Source organism: Agromyces binzhouensis (genome assembly GCF_004135055.1).
Taxonomy (GTDB): Bacteria; Actinomycetota; Actinomycetes; order Actinomycetales; family Microbacteriaceae; genus Agromyces; species Agromyces binzhouensis.
Genome location: NZ_SDPL01000001.1, coordinates 18,112 through 42,372, shown reverse-complemented (window position 1 = coordinate 42,372; position 24,261 = coordinate 18,112). Strand labels below are relative to the sequence as shown.

The 24,261-nt window shown below is 65.7% G+C and carries 18 protein-coding genes; 4 read left to right on the top strand and 14 right to left on the bottom strand.

The window, feature by feature from the left end; all coding sequences use genetic code 11:
* Positions 1 to 243: 243 nt before the first annotated feature.
* The 4 genes from ESO86_RS00200 to ESO86_RS00185 all read right to left on the bottom strand — a co-directional run bounded on the left by ESO86_RS00200 (position 244) and on the right by ESO86_RS00185 (position 2,929).
* Positions 244 to 600: a hypothetical protein gene (locus tag ESO86_RS00200; protein WP_129232886.1), complete on the bottom strand. Its 357-nt coding sequence runs from the start codon at positions 598 to 600 to the stop codon at positions 244 to 246.
* 126 nt (positions 601 to 726) lie between these two features.
* Complete coding sequence (locus ESO86_RS00195; protein WP_129232885.1) at positions 727 to 1,476, bottom strand: DUF4839 domain-containing protein; 750 nt, start codon at positions 1,474 to 1,476, stop codon at positions 727 to 729.
* Positions 1,477 to 1,565: 89 nt separating this feature from the next.
* Positions 1,566 to 2,192 (bottom strand): DUF7255 family protein, encoded by a 627-nt coding sequence (locus ESO86_RS00190; protein WP_207206958.1) that lies wholly within the window; start codon positions 2,190 to 2,192, stop codon positions 1,566 to 1,568.
* Between the two features lie 2 nt (positions 2,193 to 2,194).
* Complete coding sequence (locus ESO86_RS00185) at positions 2,195 to 2,929, bottom strand: NYN domain-containing protein (protein WP_242492127.1); 735 nt, start codon at positions 2,927 to 2,929, stop codon at positions 2,195 to 2,197.
* 981 nt (positions 2,930 to 3,910) lie between these two features.
* Between ESO86_RS00185 and mobF the strand changes: the two genes are divergently transcribed.
* Together mobF and ESO86_RS00175 are read left to right on the top strand one after the other, a co-directional pair.
* Entirely contained in the window at positions 3,911 to 7,546 is a 3,636-nt protein-coding gene (gene mobF / locus ESO86_RS00180) for a MobF family relaxase (RefSeq protein ID WP_129232883.1), read from the top strand.
* Complete coding sequence (locus ESO86_RS00175) at positions 7,543 to 8,412, top strand: DnaJ domain-containing protein (RefSeq protein WP_129232882.1); 870 nt, start codon at positions 7,543 to 7,545, stop codon at positions 8,410 to 8,412. Before mobF ends, ESO86_RS00175 begins: the two co-directional genes overlap by 4 nt.
* An 11-nt stretch (positions 8,413 to 8,423) precedes the next feature.
* Here the strand turns inward: ESO86_RS00175 and ESO86_RS00170 are convergent, their stop codons facing one another.
* The 4 genes from ESO86_RS00170 to ESO86_RS00155 all read right to left on the bottom strand — a co-directional run bounded on the left by ESO86_RS00170 (position 8,424) and on the right by ESO86_RS00155 (position 11,082).
* Positions 8,424 to 9,650 carry a hypothetical protein gene (locus ESO86_RS00170; RefSeq protein ID WP_129232881.1) on the bottom strand — a complete coding sequence of 409 codons (1,227 nt, stop codon included), beginning with the start codon at positions 9,648 to 9,650 and terminating at the stop codon, positions 8,424 to 8,426.
* Positions 9,647 to 9,916 carry a hypothetical protein gene (locus tag ESO86_RS00165; RefSeq protein ID WP_129232880.1) on the bottom strand — a complete coding sequence of 90 codons (270 nt, stop codon included), beginning with the start codon at positions 9,914 to 9,916 and terminating at the stop codon, positions 9,647 to 9,649. Before ESO86_RS00165 ends, ESO86_RS00170 begins: the two co-directional genes overlap by 4 nt.
* A gap of 110 nt (positions 9,917 to 10,026) precedes the next feature.
* Entirely contained in the window at positions 10,027 to 10,569 is a 543-nt protein-coding gene (locus tag ESO86_RS00160; RefSeq protein ID WP_129232879.1) for a hypothetical protein, read from the bottom strand.
* Positions 10,570 to 10,632: 63 nt separating this feature from the next.
* On the bottom strand, positions 10,633 to 11,082 hold the full coding sequence (locus ESO86_RS00155) for a single-stranded DNA-binding protein (RefSeq protein WP_129232878.1): 450 nt from the start codon (positions 11,080 to 11,082) through the stop codon (positions 10,633 to 10,635).
* 382 nt (positions 11,083 to 11,464) lie between these two features.
* Between ESO86_RS00155 and ESO86_RS00150 the strand changes: the two genes are divergently transcribed.
* Positions 11,465 to 12,340 carry a hypothetical protein gene (locus ESO86_RS00150; RefSeq protein ID WP_129232877.1) on the top strand — a complete coding sequence of 292 codons (876 nt, stop codon included), beginning with the start codon at positions 11,465 to 11,467 and terminating at the stop codon, positions 12,338 to 12,340.
* Between the two features lie 148 nt (positions 12,341 to 12,488).
* Here the strand turns inward: ESO86_RS00150 and ESO86_RS00145 are convergent, their stop codons facing one another.
* Positions 12,489 to 14,240: a type IV secretory system conjugative DNA transfer family protein gene (locus ESO86_RS00145; protein ID WP_165307148.1), complete on the bottom strand. Its 1,752-nt coding sequence runs from the start codon at positions 14,238 to 14,240 to the stop codon at positions 12,489 to 12,491.
* A 160-nt stretch (positions 14,241 to 14,400) separates the two neighbouring features.
* Between ESO86_RS00145 and ESO86_RS00140 the strand changes: the two genes are divergently transcribed.
* Positions 14,401 to 14,910, top strand: coding sequence for a hypothetical protein (locus tag ESO86_RS00140; protein ID WP_165307146.1), 510 nt, complete (start codon positions 14,401 to 14,403; stop codon positions 14,908 to 14,910).
* Positions 14,911 to 15,030: 120 nt separating this feature from the next.
* On the opposite strand, the gene ESO86_RS00135 is transcribed toward ESO86_RS00140, so the two are convergent.
* The 5 genes from ESO86_RS00135 to ESO86_RS00115 all read right to left on the bottom strand — a co-directional run bounded on the left by ESO86_RS00135 (position 15,031) and on the right by ESO86_RS00115 (position 24,024).
* Positions 15,031 to 15,906: a hypothetical protein gene (locus ESO86_RS00135; RefSeq protein ID WP_129232874.1), complete on the bottom strand. Its 876-nt coding sequence runs from the start codon at positions 15,904 to 15,906 to the stop codon at positions 15,031 to 15,033.
* A gap of 606 nt (positions 15,907 to 16,512) precedes the next feature.
* Positions 16,513 to 19,488 carry a type I restriction endonuclease subunit R gene (locus ESO86_RS00130; RefSeq protein WP_129232873.1) on the bottom strand — a complete coding sequence of 992 codons (2,976 nt, stop codon included), beginning with the start codon at positions 19,486 to 19,488 and terminating at the stop codon, positions 16,513 to 16,515.
* The gene (locus tag ESO86_RS00125) at positions 19,485 to 20,666 is read right to left on the bottom strand and encodes a restriction endonuclease subunit S (RefSeq protein WP_165307144.1); all 1,182 of its coding nucleotides are present in this window, start codon (positions 20,664 to 20,666) and stop codon (positions 19,485 to 19,487) included. The genes ESO86_RS00130 and ESO86_RS00125 overlap by 4 nt, the downstream gene beginning before the upstream one ends.
* Positions 20,659 to 22,191: a type I restriction-modification system subunit M gene (locus ESO86_RS00120; RefSeq protein ID WP_129232871.1), complete on the bottom strand. Its 1,533-nt coding sequence runs from the start codon at positions 22,189 to 22,191 to the stop codon at positions 20,659 to 20,661. The genes ESO86_RS00125 and ESO86_RS00120 overlap by 8 nt, the downstream gene beginning before the upstream one ends.
* Positions 22,192 to 22,674: 483 nt before the next feature.
* Positions 22,675 to 24,024, bottom strand: a complete 1,350-nt coding sequence (locus ESO86_RS00115) for an ATP-binding protein (RefSeq protein ID WP_129232870.1) — start codon at positions 24,022 to 24,024, stop codon at positions 22,675 to 22,677.
* Positions 24,025 to 24,261 lie beyond the last annotated feature (237 nt).

Below are 24,261 nucleotides of genomic sequence, written 5' to 3'. Positions count from 1 at the left end.
CAGCCGGCTTCACGCCAGAGTCGATCTCGCGCGGCGATGCCAGGGCCGCCGCACTTCCGGGCTCATCCCCAACAGCCCGGCACACTCCGGACCGCGCTCATCATGTTCGGGTGCCTCGGCCGAACCTCAGCGAGATTCCCGCTCACGTATCTCCGGCGAACACTCCTGTTCATCTTCTCCATTCTTGCTTGAAGAACGGAACGAGACTCAAGCCGATTCACGGCGGCAGACGATGCTGGCAGATCAAGCGCCGGGGACGCGGGCATTCCGCTTTGCAGCTGCTGGTGCGGCTATCAGCTTTGACAGCGCTTGAGTCCACCCGTGCGTCATGCTCCCCGCCACCCGAGTCTCCTGCACGACCTTGCCGATCTCGTACGCGCCGGCGTTTACCCAGCGAAGGCGCTGGCCGTCCTCGTCCAAGTGCAGAGCAAACTTGCGGGCCTTTCCCTTCGGCGTTTGATACTCCACGATCGCGTAGCCTTCGCGCGATTCTGAGTCCGCATAGACCCTGACGTTCTGGTAGCCGGGCGTCGCGCGGAGCTCTTTAGCGATCGCTTCCGCGGCGAGTCTCAGTCCGCGAGCCGCGAAGTAGTTGGTCATGTGCTGGGTCCTTCAACTGCGGAGCCGATGGGGAGCGATGTCGTGGCGGGCGAGTGCTCGGTAGGTCGTGCGGGCCACACCTTCAGGGTGCTAGCCCTACTGCTGCCTCGGCCCTAGCGCGGGTGTCTACCGGAACGCGGTCTCGACCGGCTCCAATAGGAACAGGCACGAGTTGGGTTCGTACTGGTCCACCTCCGCCGTCACGAGGAGGTTCGTGCCGACGCCGATCGTGTCGGGTGCGTTACCGGAGTAATGAAGGTCGAATGTGGTGTTCACATCGCGAAACTGAAAGGCCGGTCCCCAGGCCGACGTCTCGCTGTAGTCGCCTGCTGAGATCAGGATGTCGTATCGGGTGCTATAGCCGTTGTGGTTGGCCATTGCCCCGATGCTCGCGGCGAACGCAAGCGTCTGACCACGGTACTTCTCGGCGAACGCAGCGATTGAGTCATCGCAGGTGTCGCCGAGAGCAAGGATGGCTGCGAATTCCTCGTTGTTATCAGCTGTGAGTACGACTTGTTCGGCCGGGGGTGCGGAGGATGGCGTCGGCTCCTGGAAGGGCGTCTCCCTGGGCGGCGAGGTTGTCTGGCTGGCGGAGTCGGTCGAGGGACCGGCAGTCTCGACGTCGCTGCTCTCACCGATGATCCCGCCGATGATGCCAGCGATGATGACGATCGCGAGCGCACCGCCGCCGACCGCGTAGAGACGCCACGGTGTCTTCGGCTGGGGTCGACGAATGGTTAGCTCCGTCTGCAGCTTCCCCTGAGACTGGGAGAGGACCTCCCAACCGGCCTTCTCCCACTTCGCCGCCGCCCGAGACTCCGTGCCACGGATAGTGCGCACAGTCCTCGTCTCATACTTGACACCGTCGTCCGCCATGTAGCTCCATCCGCCGCACAAGCCGACATCGTGTCAGCCGCGATGAGACTATCGGCTCCCCCGACCGCTCCGGGTGGCCCGCTCGCGATTCATGGTTGGGCGACTCGCTCGCTGACGAGCGCTGCGACGGTTTCGGCAGGCACGTCGGCCTTCCGGTAGAGGATGTCATCCAGACGGATCCCTCCAACCTCGTCGTAGATCGACACCCGCGCGAGCCTAACGATCCCTGTGGCAGCCGCGGCATCCTTCATCGCGTCGTAGAGGGCGCGCTGCTTCCACCTCGGCGCGCCGAACTCGCCGAACACTCCGTCGGCGTCAGCCCTGCCGAACATGCGTTTCGCGGAGTCGTTCGACCACCGTCGACCGCCAGTGCCAGAGTGCCGCTCCCATCGGCGACTGTATTCGAGATAGTCGTTCTGCCACGGAAGCGACGCTGCCCATGGACGTTGGAGCGTCAACTCGCGGTATCGGTTGAAGTGGAACGACTCATCGAGCTCGACCAGGAGACCGTCTGAGAATGACAGGTCCCAGCTTCCTGGAGCGAGCGCCGGCCAGGCCAGAACTCCACCGAGCGCACGGTACAGATTCAGGATGTCAGCTGCCGCTTCCGAAGGCAGCGTCTCCAAGCGCGGCGCCGAGGGGCCTACAGCCCTGGCGAAGCCCGCCCGAATGAGGATCGACTGCAGTTCTCGTGCTCTCGCCCCGGTCGCGACCATGGTCAGTCGCCGTTCTTCGTTCTGCCCTGCACCTGCAGCCCACCGGCGGGTCGTGGTTCAACGAGGAAGAGTTCGGTCGCTCGAATCAGATCCGAGAGCTTCGCGTAGCCCCAGTTTCGCGAGTCGAAATCGGGACGCTGTTTTCGCAGCAGTAGACCTACTGTGGAGAGGTTCGCCCAGCCGTCCTCTCCGGATGCGGTGCTGACGCTAGTACGCAGCCCGTGAACGAGCCTGGTGTCGCTGCGGAGCTTCGCAGCCGGGACGCGCGCCGGCACGGCCGCGGTGTTCTCCGCTGCAGACTCGTCGAGCACGTCAAGGTAAGTGAATCGATCGCAGGCGTTGCGGAACGCTTCCGGCGTCTTGCGCTCCCCGAACCCATAGACCGTGACGCCCTCCTCGCGAATACGTGAGGCGAGACGGGTGAAATCGCTGTCGGACGACACGATGCAGAACCCGTGGAATCGGCGCGTATAGAGCAGGTCCATGGCGTCGATGATCAGGGCGCTGTCGGTCGCGTTCTTGCCGACCGTGTTCGCGAACTGCTGCATCGGCTGACCCACATGATCGCTCGCGACAGGCTTCCAACCGCTCAGGTTCGGCTTGGTCCAGTCACCGTAGACCCGCTTCACCGAGGCCGTGCCGAACCGGGCGACCTCCGCGAGGACTGCACCTACTTTCGAAGGCGGCACATTATCTGCGTCGACGAGGACGGCGAGGAGGTCATTCGGTTGCGACACGTGACAAGCATGGCAGTCCGCGAGCACGAGAACTCTGCCTACTGAGGGACCCGTGGCGAGTCGTCGTCCGCGGCGCGACATTAAGTGTCACGTTGAAAGACGACATCGTTTGGCACGTGTGCGTGCCGAGTTGAAAGGGTGAGCTCGGGTCGGCGAAACGAGGATGCGACGCCCAGAGCAGCACGTGTTCCGGAATTGTCGCAGGTGGAAAGTTGTCACGAGCGAGCCTGACGGCGGCGGACGCCCAGACACGCAGCGCGCACGGTTGCCACAGACCATCCTCGTCGATGGCGGCCGCGTCTAGACCGAGGTCAGGCGCTGACCCTGGCGCTTATCCAAGCAGAACACGTCTGGCACTTGAGGGCGATTGCGTCGCAACCGCGTTACGTCGCGTGCGCGCCGTGGGCCATCGGGCAGGCATGGAGCAGGCACCGGGCACAGACCTTGAACTCGAGCACGGCGACGAGCGGCTGAAGCCGGCCGGCACGAAGCCCGCGATCACGAACGGCGCGGAGTTGCGACTGTGACGCGGCAGTTGTCGCGTGCGATGTCGATGCTCGGCGACGCGGCGCATGCGCCGCAGCGGATCGGGCATCGACGCTTCGCGTTGTGGTGTCCGGAGTGTCGCGGCCGCTTTGTCGCCGGCACGCAGCACGCGGCGTTCTGCTCGCAGTCGTGCCGTGACGCGGCGCGGCGTCGACGGTCGCGTCACGGCCGCGACGCCGCGACATCCGTGCTTGTGCGTCGCTGCGAGGCTTGCCTGTCGCGGTACGTGGCGGGGAGCCCGCGTCAACGCTTCTGCTCGGCGAGCTGTCGCAAGCGTGCCTGGCATGACGCGTCGCGCGTCGCATCCCCACGCCGGACGACGTGCGCGAACGCCGCGTGTCGCGGCGACATGCGGCATCCCCGGGCGGGCCAGCAGTACTGTTCGACGCGGTGTCGTGTCGCGGCGTACCGGGCGTCGCGACAGGCGGCGGCGTCATGATCTCGATGGTGAAGATCGCGTCAGGCGAGGATGCGTGGCGCTACTTCCACGACTCTGTCGCCGTCGAGGCTGGGCGTGGTGACGCCGTCGATTACTACGCCGCAGAGGGAACGCCCGCGGGGCGTTGGTACGGCTCCGGTGTCGCGGGCCTCGGTGTCGCCGAAGGTCGAACCGTGACGCCAGCCGAGCTGTCGCATCTGTACGGCGCTGGCGCGCACCCACTGACCGGTGAGCCGCTGGCGCGGCGGTACGCCGTAGTCGCGACACTCGAGGAACGCGTTGACGCCCGCGTCAAGCAGCTCGACACCTCGCTCGATGACGCGACGCGCGAGCACGCCGTCACCAAGATCATCGCCGAGGAGACGGCGCACGCGCCGGCGTCATCCGTCGCCGGGTTCGAGCTCGTGTTCAACCCGCCGAAGTCGGTGAGCGTGCTCTGGGCGCTCGCGCCGCCGTCCGTGCAGGAGCAGATCAAGGCCGCGCACGAGCAGGCCCTTCAGGAGACTCTCGCGATCCTCGAGCGCGACGCGTTGCGGACCCGCGTCGGCGCCGGCGGGGTCGCGCAACTCGAGGTGCTCGGCGCGGTCGCGACCGGGTTCGATCACTGGGACTCGCGGGATGGCGACCCGCAGCTGCACACGCACCTGCTCATCGCGAACCGAGTGCAGACGTTGGACGGGCGGTGGCGCACTATCGATTCCCGTCACGCGCTCTCGCCGCATGTCGTCACCCTCTCGGAGGCGTACGACGCGGCACTGATGGATGCGCTCTCGAACCGGCTCGGCGTGCAATGGACCGAGCGGACGGCCGCCGTCGACGAGCGCGGCTTCGCCCGCTTCCTGCAAGACCGTGGCCTGTCCGATTCGCAGGAGGCGCGGGCGCTGTTCGCCGACGCGAACGGGGTCGCTGCGCGGAACCGGAAGTGGGAGATCGCCGGCATCCCGCCACGGCTGCTCGATGAGTTCTCGCAACGATCGACGGCGATCGCGAAGGCGAAAGACGACCTGATCGACGAGTACCGGGCGGCTACCGGCAAGGAGCCGTCCCGGTTCCAGGTGTGGCGCATGCGCAACCAGGCGACCCGCCGCACTCGCACCGCGAAGACCGTGCGCTCGCTCGAACAACTCAGCGAGGACTGGCGCGAACGCGCTGCTCGCATCACCGACCCCGACGAGCTCGTCGCCGACATCGTTCGTGCCGGATCCGCCCGGCTCGCGGAACAGGGCCGCTGGTCGCTCCGCGGCGATGACCTCGCCGATGTGCTCGATATCCAGGAAGTCGCCGGCCGGGTACTCGCGACGCTGGCCGAGGCGCGCGCGACGTGGACGCGGGCGAACGCGATGGCCGAGATTCACCGGGCCCTGAAGCCGATCACGTTCCGCAGCATCCTCGACCGCGACAATGCATCCCGTCGAGTCCTGCAGCGCGTCATCGACCAAGCGGTCGCGGTCACCCCACGAAACCCGATGCATGCGCCGCGCGAATTCCGGCAGTCAGATGGCGCGTCCGCGTTCGCGCCAACATCCCGGGAGCTGTTCACGACACAGCGACTGCTCGACGCCGAACGCCGGCTCCTAAATGCCGCATCGCACCAGACCGGGCTTCGAGTCGACGCCGCGATCCTGGAGGGACGGCTCGATGAGCCGGACCGGCAGGGGCGGATGCTGGGCTCGGACCAGCGCGACGCCGTCGCGATGATCGCCGCGTCCGGGCTCGCGATCGACGTGCTCGTCGGGCCGGCCGGCGCCGGGAAGACCACCACCCTCGCGAAGCTCCGCGAGCTCTGGGAGCAGCAGCACGGGCAGAACTCCGTGATCGGGCTCGCCCCGTCAGCATCAGCCGCGAAAGTGCTTGGTGAGGCGCTCGAGATCGAGACCGAGAACACCGCCATGTGGATCACCGGCTCAACCGGCCCCGCCCCGCGGTTCGCGATGCGCTCGGGACAGCTGGTCATCGTCGACGAGGCCGGCATGAGCGGCACCCTCGCACTCGACGAGCTCCGCGCCCAGTCCGAGCGGGCAGGTGCGAAACTGCTGCTCGTCGGCGACTGGGCACAGCTCGGCGCCGTCGGCGCCGGCGGGATGTTCGTCACGATCGCCGCTTCCCGCGGAAAGGACGCCGCCGAGCTCGACCAGGTGTGGCGATTCACCGCTGAGTGGGAGCGCGACGCGTCCGTGCTGCTCCGTCTTGGCGACTCCGCCGCGATCGATGCCTACGCGGCGCACGACCGGGTCGAGTCAGGCACGAGCGAGCAGATGCTCGCCGACGCGCTCTCGGCATGGAAGCAGGATGTCGCTGACGGTCGCGACGCCCTCCTGATCGCATCCGACAACTCGCAGGTTCGCACGCTGAACGAGCATGCCCAGCAATGGCTTCGCGCCGCTGGCCGCCTCGGCGAGGCATCCGTCGAGATCTTAGAGCGGATGCGCGCCCACATCGGCGACCGCATCGTGTCCCGCAGCAACAACCGCACGCTGCGCGACAGCGCCGGCGAATGGGTTCGGAACGGACAGGAATGGGTCGTCGTGCGGATACGGCGCAACGGAGAAGCCGTCGTCGAGAACACCGAACGGGCCCGCGTGACGATGCCGGTCGACTACCTGCGCGACCACGTCCAACTCGCGTACGCGACGACCGCACACCGATCTCAGGGCCGCACCGTCGACACAGCCCACGTCCTGGTCGATGAGAGCACCTCGCGGGAGGTCTTCTACGTCGGCATGACCCGCGGCAAGCACTCCAACCGGGCCTACGTCACCGCCGGTCTCGCCGACACCGACGCCACCCGGCAGCTCGAGCGCGGCTGGCGGGATGTGCTCGAGTCCGTGCTGCGATCGACCGGCGCCGAGACCTCCGCGACGGCGACGATCACGCGCGAGCACGAGCGCATGTCCAGCATCCGTCAGCTCGCGGCTGAGTACGAGACACTCGCCGCACACGTCGCGCACGAACGCTACGGCCCACTACTCGCCGACGCGCTCGGTGCGCAGCTGCACGACCAGCTTCGGCACCACGGCGGGTACGACGCACTCGTCGCCCTCATCCGCCGTGTCGACGAGCAAGGTCTTCCCGTCCGTGACGTGGTGAGCGACGCCGTCCGCGCGCGGCAGCTGCATAATGCGACGGATGCCGCGGCCGTGGTGCATCAGCGACTGACCGACCGCCTCGCGGTCGCCGCGGCATCCCGGCCTGGCCGCCACCGCGAACAAATCGCCGGCCTGGTTCCGAGCATCACCACGGACAACGCAGACATGCGCCGCGCGCTCGAGGAACGCGCGGCCGCGATCGTCATGCGAGCCAACACCGTCCTCGACATTGCGCTCTCAGATCGCGAGCCATGGACGGAGCGACTCGGCGACGCATCCGGAGAAGGAGGGCGGTCTGCGGCCATCACGGTCGCCGCATACCGCGATAAGTGGGGCGTGACCGACGCCGACCCACTCGGGCCCATCGACGACCTGAACCACCAGCGCCGCGCCGACTACACCGTGGCGAAGGGCGCGCTCGACCGTATCGAGCAGACGAGCCCGGATTCACCCAGAAGCCCGCGCCGAGGGCTGGTAGGCGCCCGTCCACAGGTTCCGACCGAACTGCACGAGCATCGTGGACCGCGGCTACGGTCGGCGCCATGAGAGGCGATCTCTACCGGTCGCTCGGCGTCGACCGTTACGCATCCGCCGAAACCATCGCGCGCGCCGCAACCGAACGCGCCTTCGCGACCCATCCTGACCTGGCCGGCTCCCGCCGCACGCGGCGCGAACATCGCCGGGTCTTGGATGCGGGTCGAGTGCTCACGGATCCCGATCGCCGGCGAGCGTACGACGAACGGTGCGGCCGAGGGGAGGGCCGCCGGCGGGCCGGAGGTTGGGTGCGCGCCGTTCTAGCCATCCTGATACCGGCCGTGCTGGTCGTCGCGTCGGCCGTTGCGATGAGCGTGTCGAGCAGCCGGCTCGCCGTTATCGAGGTCGAGCCGGCCACGGCCATCGTTCGGCTGACCGGCGCCCAGCTTGCGTATGCGGCGTTCGTCCTCGGCGCCATCGTGGCATTCGTCCCGAGCCGGCGTATGGTTCGCCGAGGCTTCCTCGGCATGATCATCGCCAGCGCCGCATCGACGCCCATGCTGACGTCAGCAGCGACCACCGACATGACGGATGCCGCGACCACCGCGTTCATGATCACCGGGGCGCTTCTCCTCGGCGCCGCGGCAGTTGTGGGCGGCGCCATGACACGTCATTTCGCGCGCGCGTTCGCCCGCTGGCGCTGGGCGCGACTCGTGCGCATGGCCGAGGATGGTGGCCACGGGATTCTCTACATAGAGCGAGCGGAACATGCTCGCGAACGCTCTCGTGTTCTCGCTCTCGATTACGCGACCGGAGAGTGGGTCGAGGAAGACCTCTGGGGCCGGGCCGCTCAGGGATGCTGGCAGCTCGTCGATCGAAATCGCGGTGTCCTACTGACCCGGAGGGTTCGAGTCGGACAACGCGACATCGCACGGTGAACAGACTGTGCCTACCGACCCGAGACCGCCGCCGTGCGGGGCGACGTCACGGACGGCGGCTGTGACGTCGATCCTCTCCGAGTAGCGACCGCTGAAGGTCCGACCGGCGACGCCTCGCTCCCGCCATTCAACTTCCTGAGGTGCGTCGATCGTGCCTCCGCACTGTCGAACTCCCGGACCTCGGGTCCGCCACGGCTGATGGTCAGCAGCCGCGGGGAGTCGAACTCGTCGCTTAAGAGGAGCAGCTGCTGCGGCGCGACGCCAGCGCGCGAGGGGACGACGCACCATCCGGCCCTCACATTCGCCTGCACCAGTTCACGAACGCTGCCGGCTCTCAGCACCGCTCCGCTCCGGTGCGGCTCGACGAGGCGTCCGGCGCCGCTCTGGCGGGCTTGCGCCTCGCGCACTTCGCTCGCGGCACGCCGGCGGACCTCAAGCAACGTGTCGTAAGGCGGCTTCCCGGCAAGCTCGCGTGCCCGCGAGTCGAGGAGGACGTCTCGGTGGAGCCGTGCGGCGTTGGCAAGCTGGTGGGCGTCGACGGCGCGCCGGAACAGGAGCCGCTCCCGAAGGCGAGCGTTCGTCTCGGTGAAGCCCTCGAGCAGCGCTCGGGGAGTCGGCCCGTCCTGCCTCCGGATCTGCGCGACCTCCTTGACGGTTCGCCGCCTGTCGAAGAACTCGTTCGCCGCAGCCGCATTGTTCCGCTTCTCGAAGGCGAGCACGCGCTGCAGTCTCCGCGGAGGAAGCCCGGCCCTGGCGAGGGCTCGTTCGACGCGCTTCTTCTCGCGCTCCTGAGCCTTGTGCCGCTCGCGTTGCTCCGGCGACGGCGGCTTCGCAGGCTTGGACCGATCCCGCTTCTCGTAGTCGCGTCGCGCGCCTGCGCGCACCTGATCAGCTGTGCGCGCCGCATCGCGCCGAGCTCGGATTGCCTCCTTGTTGCGGTGGTAGTACTCCCGCTGGGCCTCGCGATACTTCTCGGGGTTCGCCGCCCTGTAGCGCTCGCGCGCAGCACGGCGCTTCTCGGGATTCTCCTTGCTCCATTGGCGGACGCGCTCGACTTCGCGCGCGCGCCGCTTCTTCTCGGCGGCTTGAGCGCGCATGTACTCGCGGTTCTGCTCGCGGAGACGCTCGAGGTTCTTCTCGCGGTGTTCTGCCCGGTAGTTCGGGTTGGCGTCCCACCATGCCTGCTTGCGCGCCCGGTCACGGGCGATGCGCTCGTCTTCCGGGAGGGGACGAGTCATTCGCCCGGGGTGTCTGCGTCGGCAAGGCCCGAGAGGATCGCGAAGAGCTCCTCGCGGTATTCGGTGGGCTCGACGATCGCCCGTCCGACGACCTCCCTGACCGCGCCGAGAGCGACTGCGTCGAGTTCGCCGAGCGGTTCCACACACCAGGCAAGATCGTCCTCGAGCCGGTAGTCCGGCTGGTCGACGTGGATCTGCGGGTAGTAGATGAAGGCCGCGATCGCGGTGCGCTGCAGGGCGATGTCGATCTGGTCTTGAGCGGTCATTGGGGTCGGTCCTTTCGGCCGTGCGTTTGAAGGTATGGACGGTGTCGCGATAGGGCCGGAGAGCGGTGCGATCTGTGGATGGCTGCCCGATCTGAGGAACGTCGGAGGCGTCAGCGCCGCCCGACGGAGCGTGCGGTGGATGGTGCCTCGTGCACGGAGGGCACGGATGTCGTCGACGGGCCGACGGTCCCCGCAGCCGGTGACCCCTGCGCTCGCGGGACTGGCCCGCGGTATTCGGGAGGCAGCTCGCCGGCCGGATACGCGGCGACATCGCGAGGGCCGTCCGCTTCCCCGGCGCGCCAGAGCTCCTCGGCGACATCGTCGACGAACCGCGTGCGCTCATCGGCGGTGTCGAACTCTCGAGCCTCCAGGTCCCCCTCGAGGTAGACGAGCGCCCGCGGACGGCGATGCTCGTCCGAGGCCATGACGATTGCAGTGGGCCACCGGCCCAGGTCCCAACCGTTTCTGCCCCAGTCGGGGACGGCGCGCCATCCCGCCCGCTCGTTCGCGGCTATGAAGTCGTATCCGTTCCCTTTGGTTTCGACGATCCCTGCCCTTGCCGGCGGAAGAAGGACGCCGCGGCGGACGTGCGAGCTTGATGGCGAATCGGGGGCGGATGCTGCGGACTGCTCCGCGAACTCGGGACCCTGCATCGCGTTGTCCTCTCAGCTGAAGTCGATGGCGGCCTCCGCGTGACGCGGAGGCCGCCCATGGGGTCACCGTGCGAGGTGACGTGTCTGTTCTGGAGCGAGTTGCTGTTCCCCCGTCACGGTCGCTGCCTTCGGAGCGCGATCGATCACCACACGCCCGCTGGCGAGGTCGGCACCGATCGCGCGGAGCGCGAACTCATGCGACGGACGGGTGTTGCCGTCCTTGTCCTCGTACGTCGAGAACTTCAGGTCACCCGTCGCGACGAAGGCGTCACCGGAGCGGAGGGTGCTCGCGATCCGCTCGGCGAGCGGCTCATGCCAGACGACGGCGTCGTGGAACGCGATGTTCGACACGACGGGGTAGCCGTTCTCGTCCCGGACGAGCTGCCCGTTCTCACGGTTGTAGTCCTCCTCCACGAATCGGAAGCGGATCTTCGGACCGTTCTCGTGGTCCAATCGCTCCGGATTGGTGACCAGCCGCCCCTTGAGCGGGATGTTCTCCTTCGTCGTTGCCATGAATCTTCGACTCCCGTCATGGCCAGCGGGTGCCGACCTCACCCTTCTGATGCCACCCGTCGCGCAGCGATCGGCGTGCGCGAGCGCGGTATTCGTCGAGGTAGGGCCGTCCGAAGAACTGCAGGTGCTGACTTGTCCTCATTTCTGAGGAATAGATCAATAGGAGGAGTGAGAGTATCCTCCGATTGAGAACCGCTCAGGCCCGGGGGAAGGCATGATGGGCGCTCCGCGATCTGTGGGCTCGGGGCAACGAGCCGCGACGGCGAATCCGGGATCCGCGCATGTCCGCGGGCAGACGTTCGTCGCCCTTGTGGCGATCGCAGTCCTCGCAGCGATTCGCGTTCGCTTACGCCGCACGAAGGCTGCTCCGACCGAACCACCAGTGGCAAAGGAGCCGGAAGAGGGCGCGAAGAAGGATTCCCCGCCAACGAGAAAAGGGACGGCGAGCGAGAAGGTGGAGTCGGGTAGCCTCAACGGTGCCAAGGGCGAGCCTCCCACCGCTGAATTCATGAACGCGGTGCGGGTTGCCGCGCTGGCGTACTTCGGATTGCTGATCGCCGTGCTCGCTGCGCTCGGCATTCAAGGCGATCTCCTGACCAGGCTCATCAGGAACGCGCCGGAAGCGTTCGCTTGGGCCGTCATCGCGACTCTGGTCGGGGGCGTCGCCGCATCGATCGCACTCCTATGGCCCAGGGCAACGGCGACAAGATGGGTGCTTGCCATCGGCGCGGGTGTGGCCTTGGTGGGCGTGAGCGTCGCCGTCGTAGTTGGTACTGCCAACCTCAGCGTTCGGGAGAAGCCTTCGCTCGACCTGAGCGTCGTCCCCAAGGATGCGAACACAGTTACGGTAACCGCCGACGCTTCGGCATCTTCGATGCGAGCAAAGGAAACCCTGCTGCTCCGGTTGATCGCGTTCACCGACTTGGCTTCCAAGGACCCGAGGGTTTCCGAGGCGAAACAAGCAGAGTTCAAGTGTTTGGCCGACACAGCACAGTCGTTGGATTACGTGCTTCTCTACTGGGGCGACACAGGTGTCAGTCTCACGGGGGTGGCCTCCACCCAATGGAAGGCTGACGTGGAGATCAGCGGCTCCAATGGTGAGGTTCGCTACATCTGCGCCAAGGCTGTGATCAGTGAACGCGAGGAGCCTGCTGGGGACCCGAAATGGCGACGCCACGAGAATCGGTTCGTTTGGGCGATCGCCGATGTCACCCTCTTGCCATCGACGTCCCCGCCGCCGACGGCGGCAAGCCGCTAGGCGCGCACCAGCTGACTGAGCCGCGTCGTCTGCAGGTATGCCGAGTTCGATGTCTAGGGCATCATTGGACGGGTCGCGATGACTGAGTGCCCCCCTGTAGGGACTCGAAGGCCGGCGCCTCGGGTGCGAAGCACGCGCGCCTTAGAGCTCAGACAATCGACCTGTTCCATGCGTGGAGCCGCGCGGCATACGGGCTTGCGGCCTTCAGACGCGCGGCAACGAGCTCGCGGTCACGCTCGAGCTGTTCGGCGATCGGCAGCTTGATCCAGGGTGAGAGCTTCACGATCGCGGGCTTGAGCTGCCGGAAGAATACGAGCGCGGTGCCGAATGGCAGGGTTCGGATCTCGCTCGCCCGCAGCACTCGCTTCTCCTCGCGCGCGTACTGGCGTGAGACGCCGCTCTCCGATGTGGAGTACGAGCGACGCTCGAGTTCGACCTCACCGACGAGCGTCTCGAGATCTTTGAGATCGGATGGATCGGATCCACCGGGGAGCACGATCTTGAGGCTCGCCGCGCCCCACATTGCTCGGGCGCCCTCTCGTCCCCACGCCATCTCAGCCTGCGAGATCGACTGCAGCACCACGATGACCGTTAGCCCCGACCCACCGCTGTAGCTGATGAGCTTCGGCAACGTCGGGATCTTGAAGTTCGCCGCTTCGTCGAGGATGAACTGCACTGGCGGATCCAGCCGCGCACCGGGCGACGCGCCAGCTATACCCTGAGCGACCGCGGAGATCTCCTCGACCAGTGCGACGACGAGCGGTTCGAAGGCTGCCGCGGCCGCGGCATCCCCGATCAGGTAGAGCGTCCCGCGCGACATGATGAAGTCGAACGGGTCGAACACCGCATCATCCTCGTTGGGGCTCATCGACAACCGCACCTTCGGCGACGCCATGTACGCGACATCCGCGTATGCCGCCGCCCAGTCGTTGCCGCGCTGCTCGGGGCTGCCGGCGAGTACGGCGTTGAGAGACCGCGCGGTAGCTCGGTCGGCGTCGGGGGAGCTGTTGAGGATGTCGAGCGCTTCGGTCTTCGCGAGGTTCGGGTCGCTCATCCATCGCCAGAAGTCCTCGATCGTACGGCCGTCGAGCGCGGCGGCGTGGAACAGCGCGAGAATGATCTTCTTCGACGTCGCTTCCCAATAACCGGCGTTCTGAACTCCCTCGAACCCGTCACCGGGAATGAGCGACGCGAGGCGCCGCATGGCGACGTCGAGGTCTTCCGCCCCGTCGAGCGGCGACCAGCGCAGCTGGTTCCCGGCGCCGGCTGTGACACCGTTGGGGTCGAAGACGAACACGGGCCCGCCCGTTCGCTTGCGATGCTCCATCGTCAGGAGAAGGTTGTCCGCGCGAGTGGATGTCGTCACGACCGCGCCCATCGCCTTAGTGAGCATGGGCACGATGAAGTTGAACCCCTTGCCCGACCGCGACGGCCCGACGAGGATCGCCGAGTCCTCGACGCTCATCCAGATCGGCAGACGATGCGAGCGGCCGATGCAGTAGCCGACGTCCCCGGGGCGTGCGGCCTTCACGTCGACGGACGGGCGGAGGGTGCGCGCACGGGCGACGAGTTGATCGGCGCCCGCGTGCCTCGCGAGTTCTGCTCGCCGGGCGGTTCCTTTGCGAAGAGTCTCGGTCTTCGCCGATCCGCGCCGGCGTGAGTTCCAGTACGAAGCACACATGACGATGCCGGCGACGATTGCTGTCACGAGTGCCCAGTGCACGAGCGCTGATACCGGCTGCGTCGTGACGGATGTCGGGTCAGGCTGTCCGTAGAGACCCAGCAGTTCCCACACTGTGAGTCTGGGGGAGGCGGTCGACGTGAACGTCGCCAGCGCGAAGACCACTCCGGCCTGAATGGCAACCAGGGCGGCAGCGATGGCGACGGTCGCGAGTGCCATGTTTGCGCGCCATGAATCCGGTGATCGCATCGGTAGCTCCTCTCGGTCACCAAGGTGATCCCGAGGCCGGCGCACCGTGGTCGCGCCGGGTGTCGCCGTCGTAAACTTGGCTCATCGCGCGGGCCGGCGCGCTCCACACCTTCCCGAGGAGCCGGCCCGATTGCGTTACTGGCAACCGAAACTGCGCACCGTCCAGCGAGGCGAGTGGCTTCAGTTCGACGGGTCGCGACGCATCGCGGTGATTCGCATGGTTCAGCGATCGACCCCGCCGCGATCGCTTCTCCGCGCAGAAACGTGGGCGCCGGACGCCGCAGCTCGAGTGTTCATCGGCTACTTCCCGGCCGACGAGCTGCGCCTCGCGGCCGAGTGCGTGTGGGACGAGTACCAAGCCGCTATCGCGGCTCAGCACCAGGAGGGCACGATGGTCAGGACCCATGATCACGGCGTCGAGTGGCATCCCCTCCTTAGCGCGGAGGAGCGGACACCTGGCGTCTGGACAATGGTCGACTCGTCCGGTCGCGCGTATGGAGCCGTCCGGATCCTTCGAGAGGGCGAATCGATCCTCTACGTCGGCGAGCTACGTGGCGAACGGCTCGGCGGGCGCAGTGTGCGTCTGCGTGAGGCAGCTGAGCGCGTGCACAAGGCGTACGTTGCGGCGCAGCGACTTTGATGCCACACGAGTAACACGACACGCATGACGTTAGCGACCGCGATTAGTCGGTGCTTGGACAGCCGTACCGATAGCGCCCAATCCGAAGCAGCGATCCTCCGAGATCGGCGATCGCCCACTTCAACCTGCCCCCTGTACCTCGACCATCTTCACTCTGAACGTCAGGTAGCCGTGGCCAAGGTACTCACCGTCGCTATCGCGCCCCACTGGAAGTTCGCCGTCGGCAAAGTGCTGTCCCAGCAGCGCGCCCTTCGCCGTCGTAGGGTCGTCGGCTAGAGCGAAACCGCCGTCGGGGTTGGTATGAAACCAGGCACTCCCGTCGACGTACTCAAGCGCTGACGATTCACGAGTGAAAATTGTTGCGCCATCCCACACCGCCGTCGCATTGTCGGCCGAAATGGCCACACCGATCACATGCTCGTTCGATCCAGAGTTCAGAATGACTCGCGCTCGTAGGCCACGCAACGTGGCAACTGGGCTTGCAAAGTTGTCCGCCACATTATTCGCAACCCACGCGTAGACGACGTACTCGGTACCAGGTCCACCGCGGATCACGTCCGAGTAGGTCTCGTTAGGCGCTCCTGCTTGCCGCACTTGGACGAAGTTGCGCTCGTCGCCGTGCACAGGGTTGTCGGTGATGGAGTTGAGCGCGACATAACCGGCAGGATTTGCGGTGGTAAAAACCTCTCGATCCGGGCCCCATCCGCCGTCGTAGTCGTCGGATGGGGGAGTCGCGCCCGGGTCATCCGTCGGCGCTGCAACTGGTGGGGGGCCTTTGTCGCCGACGTCGATGGCATCCTGCTGGCCGGCAGAAGTGTTGGATGATGCAAGCGCAACAGAGATCGCTACCACGAGCGCTGCCGCGCCGATTGCCGTGCTGATTGCCGTGCCGATCGTCCAGCGGGGGTCCGCCCTGAGGAATGCCGCCATCTTCCTGACATGGGCGGCCCATGTTCCGCGAACCACGCGGCGGGCGCGTGGGGGCTTGTCAGTCACAGCCCAACGCTAGCGAGATACTTGCAAGCACGCGCGAAGCGCAACCTTTCGACACACAGGTGCGCGGTCCACTCGCGGTGTTCCGCCGATCATGTGGACAGCGACGAGCGCGCGTGTCCGCTGACGCCTACGCTCGCAGGATGGACGACTTCCTCTCCACAGAGCCGGATTGCCCGGCCTGCGGCACTAGGTGCGTGCTTGACCATGGCATCTGCACCTGCCGGGGCTGCGATCTGCGCGTACTGTCTAGCCGAGTTTGACGGCAGCTTCGGATGCTGAGCGGACGCCTCACTTGAGCAGATCCGCCATTCTCACGGGAACCTGAAGCTGCTGACTCACCTGACGATCCAATCGATCAACAAACGAGGCCGTGTCCGTCGGAGCGCCTTCGATGAGCTGCCGTGAAACCTTGAACGTCCAGCGCCGAAATCGATCGTGGTGCGCACCAGCGCCCCGGCAACGTCCTCTGCATGAGGTTGAAGAATGAGCTCCTTCTATCCGAACCCCACCAACCCATTGCGGCCACGACCGCCCCTAGGGCGATATCGATCAGGGGTCAATCGAGCGGCCCCGATCATCGCCACACTTCGTGCTGCGTTCCATAACTCAGTAGTGCTTGAGGATGTATGCCCACGCCGAGTCGAGCGGCTCGCCCGCAATGGGGAGCCTGTACTTACGAAACAGTTGGCGCAGCTGTCTGCGGATCTCCTTCTTCGACGCGTCCTTTGACGCCCAGTTTGGATGGACCGCGTGGCGGACCAGTACATCCACCTCCGCCACTACCTGGCTGACGAGCACGGTCATCCCTTCGGGTTTGTGCTCCTCGAAGATGCGGGTGAGCATGCCGACGTTCGGGTCGGGAAGATCGGTGAGGACGCCGTCGCCGTCCTCGCCTTCCGCGTCGGTGAGTTCGGTGGCGACTTCGAACAGGGCGGTTAGGAAGTCGATCGAGTCCTCGGCTGTCGCGATCACACGCTGGCGGAGCTGGTCGAGACGTTCTGCTATCGATGAGTACCGCGCTGCCTCGTCATCGCCGCCTTCGAGCCGGCGTCGAATCCGATCGGTCAACGAGTCCAGAATCTCCTGGGCAGATTGCCCCTCGTACTCCGTCGGGACGGGTGGCAGGCGTCCCGATTCTGACATGCGGCGGATCGTGTCAGCGTCAGCGATCACGACGGCGATGTTGCGGTCGTCAACACGAACGTTGCGCATGTGCGAGTGGACGAGTTCACGTGTCTTCGGGCCGAGGCGCTCCCACAGCAAGTCATCATCATCGGTCCCCGCGGGGATAGCCGCGTAGACCTGCGCGTACCAGCGGTAGTCCTCAGACCAGTCATCGAGGGCGGCGTCCGGGAATATCGTTTCCCACAGGCCCTGCGCCAGTTGGAACTCGGCCCGAAACTCCTGCCGGTCTTCGGTGTCAGCCGGGACACGCTCCAGCGCGACCTGCAGCGATCCCATTGAGTTGTCGCGGGGGACTCCGACGAATCGGCGTCTCATCTCCTTCAGCGCCTGGCCGAGCGTTCCCAGCAGACCTTCCGTGTCGATCTGACGCTGCGCGTGCTCAGGATTGGACGGGGCGATCGCGCGAGCGAATCCGTCGCCGAGCCCGACGTAATCGACGATAGTGCCGTACGCCTTGGCGAACCCGGTCTCGGCGTTCTTCCACGGGCGGTTGGTGCGCGTGATCGTCTGGAATAGTGTGTGCAGCTTCAACGGCTTATCGAGGTAGAGCACCCCCTCGATAGGAGCGTTGAAGCCCGTGCCGAGCTTCGCAGTGACGATGAGGAACTTCAGCGGGTCGGCTTCATCGCGAAATCGGTCCAGCAGCACCTCTTCCTCGGCCTCCGTGAGCTTATAGAACTCGAACTCGGCTTTGCCCTTCGCGGAGATCACCACGGCGACCTCGTCGTCTCGGCCCGCCCCTGCTAATGCATTACGGAGAGCGGCGTTATAGAGGATGCACAGCTCCTGGTCAGCCACGACGATCTGCGCCTTCATCCCAAGCGGATCGATGGATCTATAGAAGTGGTCGACGATGTCTGCCGCGACCGCTGCGATCCTCTCGGGATTGTGGAAGATGGCACGTGCGTTTGCTACCCGCCGAGCGAATCCCTCCTTTTGCGTCTCAGTCAACTCTTCCTCATCAGCGAGGGCGTCGAACGCCTGGTCGAGCTCGTCCTTGGCGATGTCGAACTTCACGGGCCTCGGGATCACCCGCATCGGCACGGTTGTTCCGTCGGCAATGGAGCGATCGGAGTCATACGTGCCGAGTGCCCACCCGTCGTCGCGCTCGTCGCCGAACAGCTGGTAAGTGTTCCGGTCGAGGTCGGCAATGGGTGTGCCGGTGAATCCGTACCGGTGCGCGTTAGGGAGCGCCGCCCGCATGTCGGCGCCGAGCGAGCCCTCCTGAGTGCGGTGAGCCTCGTCGACGAGCAGAACGATGTTCGCCCGTTCGCTGAGAACACCAGCGCCAGCGAATTTGTGCACGGTTGTCGCAATAATGCCCCGTTCGTCATGGCGCAGCGCGGACTGGAGCGACGCCAGGCTTGACGATTTGACCGGTTCGGGGACGCCTGCGGACGCAAACTGGGTAAACGTCTGGGTGACAAGCTGCGTCCGGTCGGCGACGGCAACGATCGTCGGCCTATGCATCCGGGGATCGAAGTACAGGCGGGTCGCCACCCAGGACATCGTGAGCGTCTTCCCGGAGCCTTGCGTGTGGTAGACCAGTCCGCGGCTGCCAGTCTCGGTCGTGGCGCGGGCGACGATCTTTTCGACCGCATCGTATTGGAAGTACCGCGGCAGCAGCTTGATCGTGTGCACGACGCCATCGGAGTGCTTCTTCTCGTACATGGCGTAGTGTTCGACGAGGTTCAGCACTACCACCGGGGTGAGGAGCCCAGTGACTGACATCTGGACGCGAGGCCAGCCTTCAATGGTGGCGGGCACGTCGCCGGATCCCCAGCGGTGCCAGTGGTCTAGAGGGGTCCGCACGCCCGCGTAGCGGAAGTCCTTTCCTTCGGTGGCGAACGAGAGCAGATTCGCGGTGAAGAACGCCGGCGACTTCTCCTCGTACGCCCCGTAGATGTCCTTCGCACCATCGACCCAAGTCACAGACGTCGACACTGGCGTCTTCGTCTCTCCCACCACAACCGGGATGCCGTTGACCCATAGGACGACGTCGAATCTGGCGTCCTGATAGCTCACCTCGTCGGAGACAATGAGCGTGTTCCGCTCCGGGTGCTCGAAGTCGATTAGGCGGTACGGCTCGTCATGGTTCGTGTCCGGCATCAGCACCGTCCCACCGCCGCGCAGCAGCCGCGTGAACGCCTGATTGGCGACCATGAGTCCGTCGGATGCCGCCGACAACGCGACGATCCGCAGCGCGGCGAGGACCGCGTCCGTGCGGCCCACGAGGGCAGGATTCAGCCGCTCGATCGCGTCCCGCAGGTCCGATTGCACGAACACCTCCTGCTTTGTGCGAGGAAGCGCGTGACCAGGCACGTACGTCCAGCCCGCCTCTACAAGCAGCTGCACGAGCCCGTTCTGCACCGTGTCCTTCTCGGAATACCCGGTCACGCGACCTCCTCGAGCAGTGCGTCATACGTCGCAGGGATCTCGTGCTCGCCCGACAGAATTACCGTCAGCAGGTTCGCACGCAACGCACCAAGGGTCTGGGCGGTGGCGCGGGCCGCGTCGCGAGCGTTCGAGAGGCTGCTCAAGGTAGTTGAAACCTTCGCCTGTTCAGCTGAGTCCAGTGACGGCACCTCGATCGACATAAGGTCCGCGCGATTGATCTTCGGCATCTTCGTCCGGCCCGATCGCGAGACTGCCTCGGCCGTGAATGGCCGAGAGATGAGCAGTTGACTCAAGTAGTCGACATCATCGCTGCCGAGGGGCAGAAGCGGGTAGGCGTCCGCGCTGCAAAGACCGCGCCAGTCTGGAACGGCCACCTTGCGCAGGTTGGGGCGAATTTTTGAGTAGATCACCGTCCTCGGCTCATGCAGGTACTTTCCACTGATGACCCGGTCCTGGGCGGCCGAGATGACTCCATGTAGAACGCCGGTTCCTGACTCGATTCGGTCCGTCCCGATATGGGGCAATGATGCGAACTCAGGTTCCATCGGGCTCACCAATCGTCCTACGACCGCAGCAACCTCTCGGAGCGCTACGCGGACCTCCGATCGTCCCCAGATCAACAGGTCCCGGACATCTTCAAGAGCCGCGTGCGCCGCCTCAGCCTCCTGTCCGGCGGCCTCGATCGCTTCGTCGAGCGCCGTGATTAGATCCACGGCCCGCCGCTGCTCGGCGAGTTTCGGGAGGACGATCGGGATCGACAGGAAGTCACGCTGCTTGAGCCGGCGACGCTCGGTAGTCCCGGTCGCGCGAGCCGCCGCCTCCGCCTGAAACGGTGTGGTTTGGAATATCAACTCCACATAACGCCCCGTCGTCTCGGCTTCGTTCACCTCAAAGATTGGGAAGTCATTCGTGACGTGGCATCCGTCGACGTCGTCGCCGACGAGTCCAAAGCTCGCCTTTGTAGCCCACATCCGGTTGTAGGTGATATCCCCCGAGCGGAGTTCGGTGACGGTGGCAGTCTTGACTTCTCCGGCGCGAACTGTCTCGCGGGCGTACACGCCCTCGGCGTACCAGCGCACGCCCGCGAACCGCACCTCCGTGAGTGATGAGACCGGCACGGGACGCTGAATCTCGGTCAGCACTTCCGCCAGCACCGCCTGCTTCCAGCCGTCACGCATAGAAGCCGGCTTCCTTGAGTCGGATGTCGAGGGCGGCTCGCGTGGCGTCCATTCGCTCCTGAGCCTCACGGAGGGCGGCGAGAGCCGCATCGACGTCGGCTTCTGCCTCGGTCTCGGCCTGGACGTACCGACCAAGGTTGAGATCGTAGCCGTTCTTCTCGATGTCGAACTTGGGCACGAGTTGGAGGTTCAGGCCGCTGTCGCCGTCGGTGTCGTTCCCGGTCTTGTAGGCGGCGTCGATGATCTCAATGTCGTCGTCGCTCATCGTGTTCTGATTCTTGCCCGGCTTGAATCGCGCGCGGGCATCGATGAACAGGACGTGGTCTTCGCGCTCGACAGGCTTCTTCGCGCGGAAAATGAGCAGGCAGACCGGGATGGTGGTCGAGTAGAAGAGGTTGTTCGGCAACCCGATGACTGCGTCAAGCAGGTCGTTCTCTACCACGTACTTCCTCATCGCAGGTTCAGACGTCGAGTCTGACCTAAAGAGCACGCCGTGCGGCATCACGACGCCCACCCGCCCAGTCTCGTCGCGCATCGTGGAGAGCATGTGCTGAATCCACGCCCAGTCGCCCTTCTTTGCGGGCGGGACGATCCCGCCGAGCGCGCGCTTGAACGGGTCTTGCGCCCAGGTCGTCGCGGGCCAATTGTCGAGGGAAAACGGCGGGTTTGCGATGACGACGTCGAACTTTCGAAGCCGCCCGCTTTCGTCCAGGAGCTTCGGCTCTCGGAAAGTGTCTCCACGCTTGATCTCGAAATCCTCGAGACCGTGCAGGTATAGGTTCATGCGGGCGATACCGGCGGTCGTGAGGTTCTGCTCCTGCCCGTACAGGAGGAGCGACTCGGGGTTGCCGCCGTGAAGTTTGACGGCTTCGACTGTTTCGACGAGCATGCCCGCCGACCCACAAGCGGGGTCGCAGATAGAGTCGCCGGCTTCGGGGGCGAGGATCTTGACGAGTAGGTGGACCACGTGGCGGGGCGTGAAGAACTCGCCTGCCTTCCTGCCGCTCGCTTCGGCGAATTCCCGCAGCAGGTATTCGTATGCGGAGCCGAGCATGTCGCCCGAGACGTGAGCCGGGTCGAGAGTGAGCCGATTGAACACGCCTAGGAGACTCTTCAGCGCCGACTCAGGGATACGTTCTGTATTCGCCCAGTTCACGTCACCGAACACGCCAGCGAGCTTGCCGGGGTTAGCTTCCTGGATCGCGACGAGTGCACGGTTGAGGGCGGCGCCGGGATTCTTGGTCACCTCGTAAGTCGCGTCCCAGTGGGTCCCATCAGGAATGAGGAACGTCTGATAGTCCTCGTCCTCGATCTCCTGCGTCCACTCGTCGCCCAGATCGGAGACGGCCTGACCGTGGTGGTAGTCGTATGCGTCGCTAATCCACTTGTAGAAGAGGACCGGGAACACGTACGCCTTGAAGTCGCCGGGGTCGACCGGGCCGCGCAGTGCATTCGCGGCTGCCCAGAGCGTTTGCTCGAGCTCCCGCTGACTGAGGTGGCGCTGATCGATGGAAGCAAGCGTCATCGGTAGGGGCTCCCTTTGGCGTGGTTCGGTGCTCTCTATGATCAAGCAACACGCTATCGGGCGAAGAGGTCGAAATGACGGTGGGCGAGCCCCCTTGAATCGGCTCCGTTCCAGTGCGTGAAGCGCTGTCCGCCGCGTAGCTGCACTGTCGTTCAGGACCGAGATGACCGCTTGAATCAAGACCACGTCTCGTTTCGTGTGTGTCCCCGCGCTTCGCCGGAGGGGCGCTCACTCATGACTCGCGTGGAGCAAACACACGGTTCGGGCCTGGCGCCACGAACCTGTCGCGTTGTCGCCCGTGGTCAATCGTCTCGGAGTATGTTTGCAGAGCTTGCAGTGCTGACAAGCGGCTTCATCGCGATGGGCGCCCTCGGATCCTAGGCTGGGCCAGCGAGGACGAGTTAGCCTGGTTCACACGAGCTGCATCTGGATCCGAGACACGCGGCGGTTCCAGTCGCCCTACGACAGTGCGCACCACCCGGTTCACGCTGCGGCGGAACCGACCTCCGCGTCCGGCCTTCGCGCACCGCATCGAGTGCAGTACTTGCCTGCCCTTGTGACTGAATGGATCGCCGAGTCGCACCCGGCGGTAGTCGCCAGATTCTCCCATGTGTGCTGGCTCACGACAGCTTCCGCGACTGGTGCCCGGTCGACGATGATCTCCTCCGGGATCTCGACCTCGAAGCGACCGCTGGTTTTGAACACCTCCAGCTCCTGCTCAGTGAGGATGTTGCTCACTAGGAACGGACGCTTGCCGAGTTTCCATAGACCCATCCCCCTAGGAAGTGTCGAAACCTCGTCGATCTCTCGATCCGTGAGCCCCAGTGCCTCCTTGGTGGCCTCGAGCACGTCCGCTTCCTGGCGGTAGACGATGCGAATCTCGGCATCCGAGAGCAGCCCCTGCGCGAGCGCTCGCGCAGCCGAGCCCTGGTCCCCGATCATGTCGAGGTCGGTGATGCGGTGCATGATCAGCAGGTTGCAGAGCCCGTACTGCCGGGCGAGTTTCCACTGCTCGCTCATCCGCAACAGCATGAGCTCGTCGCGCAGCATCCGCCACCCTTCGTCGTAGACGAGGATGCGTCGCCCGCCATCGGGGTCCATGACCGCCGCTTCCACCCAGGCCGCCACGACCGTCATCGCGACCGAGAGCAGCGTCCCCGATGCGCCCATGAAGCCAGAGGTGTCCATGACGACCATCGGCGCGTCCTCGTCGAACGTGACAGTGGACTCGCCGTCGAAGACGCCCGCAAGGTCGCCCTCGACCAGTCGACGCATGCCGTGGGCGACGTCGGCATCCGCGGCCGGCTCTGCGGGAGCGCCATGTTCGGGGTCGACGAGCCACCGGTAGACATCGCGGATGGTGACCACCCCGCCGCCAGCGCTGTCGGCGACGGCGCGGTCGAGGGCGATGTCGAGCTGTGTGTGCTCGGCCGGCTTGAGGTCGCGATCGATCAGCGACGGGATGATCGACGACAGCAGCAGCCGCCGTCGCGACTTCACGAGCCGCGCCCAGGCTGCGTCGCTCAGCCGCGAGTCGCGTGGACCCTCATCGAGCGGGTTCAGACGGTGGTCTCCTGAAGGCGACAGAGCGATCACCTTCCCGCCGATGGCCTCGGCGACGGGCGCCCATTCCCCCTTCGGGTCCGACGCGACGGTGACTTTGACACCCATCGTCGCCATCCGCGTGGCGAACGACTTCGCCCCTGCGGACTTCCCGGTTCCGACCGTACCGATCCAGACCATTGACGTGCCGGTCACGTGGCCGGCGTTGTACAGCTCGTACGGGTCGAACACGAAGTCGCCGCCACCACTGACGTCGGCGAGCTTGCCCATCCATACCCCTCGGGTTCCGAGGCCCTCTTCTGTGAGGAACGGGTAGGCATACGAGGCGACGAGGGAACTGGCGCGGTGCGGACTGGGGGTCACGCGCGCCGGCCCCCACCACGCCGATCGTCCTCGATCACCCCACGCCTTCGCTCGCGGCTCAGTACTTGTTGACGGTCCTGGCCGCGACGGCGCCGTGGCGCTGACCCGCTCGCGCATTTCCGCCTCGCGCGCCTTCCGGGCGTC

Coding starts and splice junctions, on each gene's coding strand:
- ESO86_RS00200 (WP_129232886.1), bottom strand. CDS start 600: ATGACCAACTACTTCGCGGCTCGCGGACTGAGACTCGCCGCGGAAGCG.
- ESO86_RS00195 (WP_129232885.1), bottom strand. CDS start 1,476: ATGGCGGACGACGGTGTCAAGTATGAGACGAGGACTGTGCGCACTATC.
- ESO86_RS00190 (WP_207206958.1), bottom strand. CDS start 2,192: ATGGTCGCGACCGGGGCGAGAGCACGAGAACTGCAGTCGATCCTCATT.
- mobF (WP_129232883.1), top strand. CDS start 3,911: ATGATCTCGATGGTGAAGATCGCGTCAGGCGAGGATGCGTGGCGCTAC.
- ESO86_RS00175 (WP_129232882.1), top strand. CDS start 7,543: ATGAGAGGCGATCTCTACCGGTCGCTCGGCGTCGACCGTTACGCATCC.
- ESO86_RS00170 (WP_129232881.1), bottom strand. CDS start 9,650: ATGACTCGTCCCCTCCCGGAAGACGAGCGCATCGCCCGTGACCGGGCG.
- ESO86_RS00165 (WP_129232880.1), bottom strand. CDS start 9,916: ATGACCGCTCAAGACCAGATCGACATCGCCCTGCAGCGCACCGCGATC.
- ESO86_RS00160 (WP_129232879.1), bottom strand. CDS start 10,569: ATGCAGGGTCCCGAGTTCGCGGAGCAGTCCGCAGCATCCGCCCCCGAT.
- ESO86_RS00155 (WP_129232878.1), bottom strand. CDS start 11,082: ATGGCAACGACGAAGGAGAACATCCCGCTCAAGGGGCGGCTGGTCACC.
- ESO86_RS00145 (WP_165307148.1), bottom strand. CDS start 14,240: ATGGCACTCGCGACCGTCGCCATCGCTGCCGCCCTGGTTGCCATTCAG.
- ESO86_RS00125 (WP_165307144.1), bottom strand. CDS start 20,666: ATGCGTGACGGCTGGAAGCAGGCGGTGCTGGCGGAAGTGCTGACCGAG.
- ESO86_RS00120 (WP_129232871.1), bottom strand. CDS start 22,191: ATGACGCTTGCTTCCATCGATCAGCGCCACCTCAGTCAGCGGGAGCTC.
- ESO86_RS00115 (WP_129232870.1), bottom strand. CDS start 24,024: ATGGGCAAGCTCGCCGACGTCAGTGGTGGCGGCGACTTCGTGTTCGAC.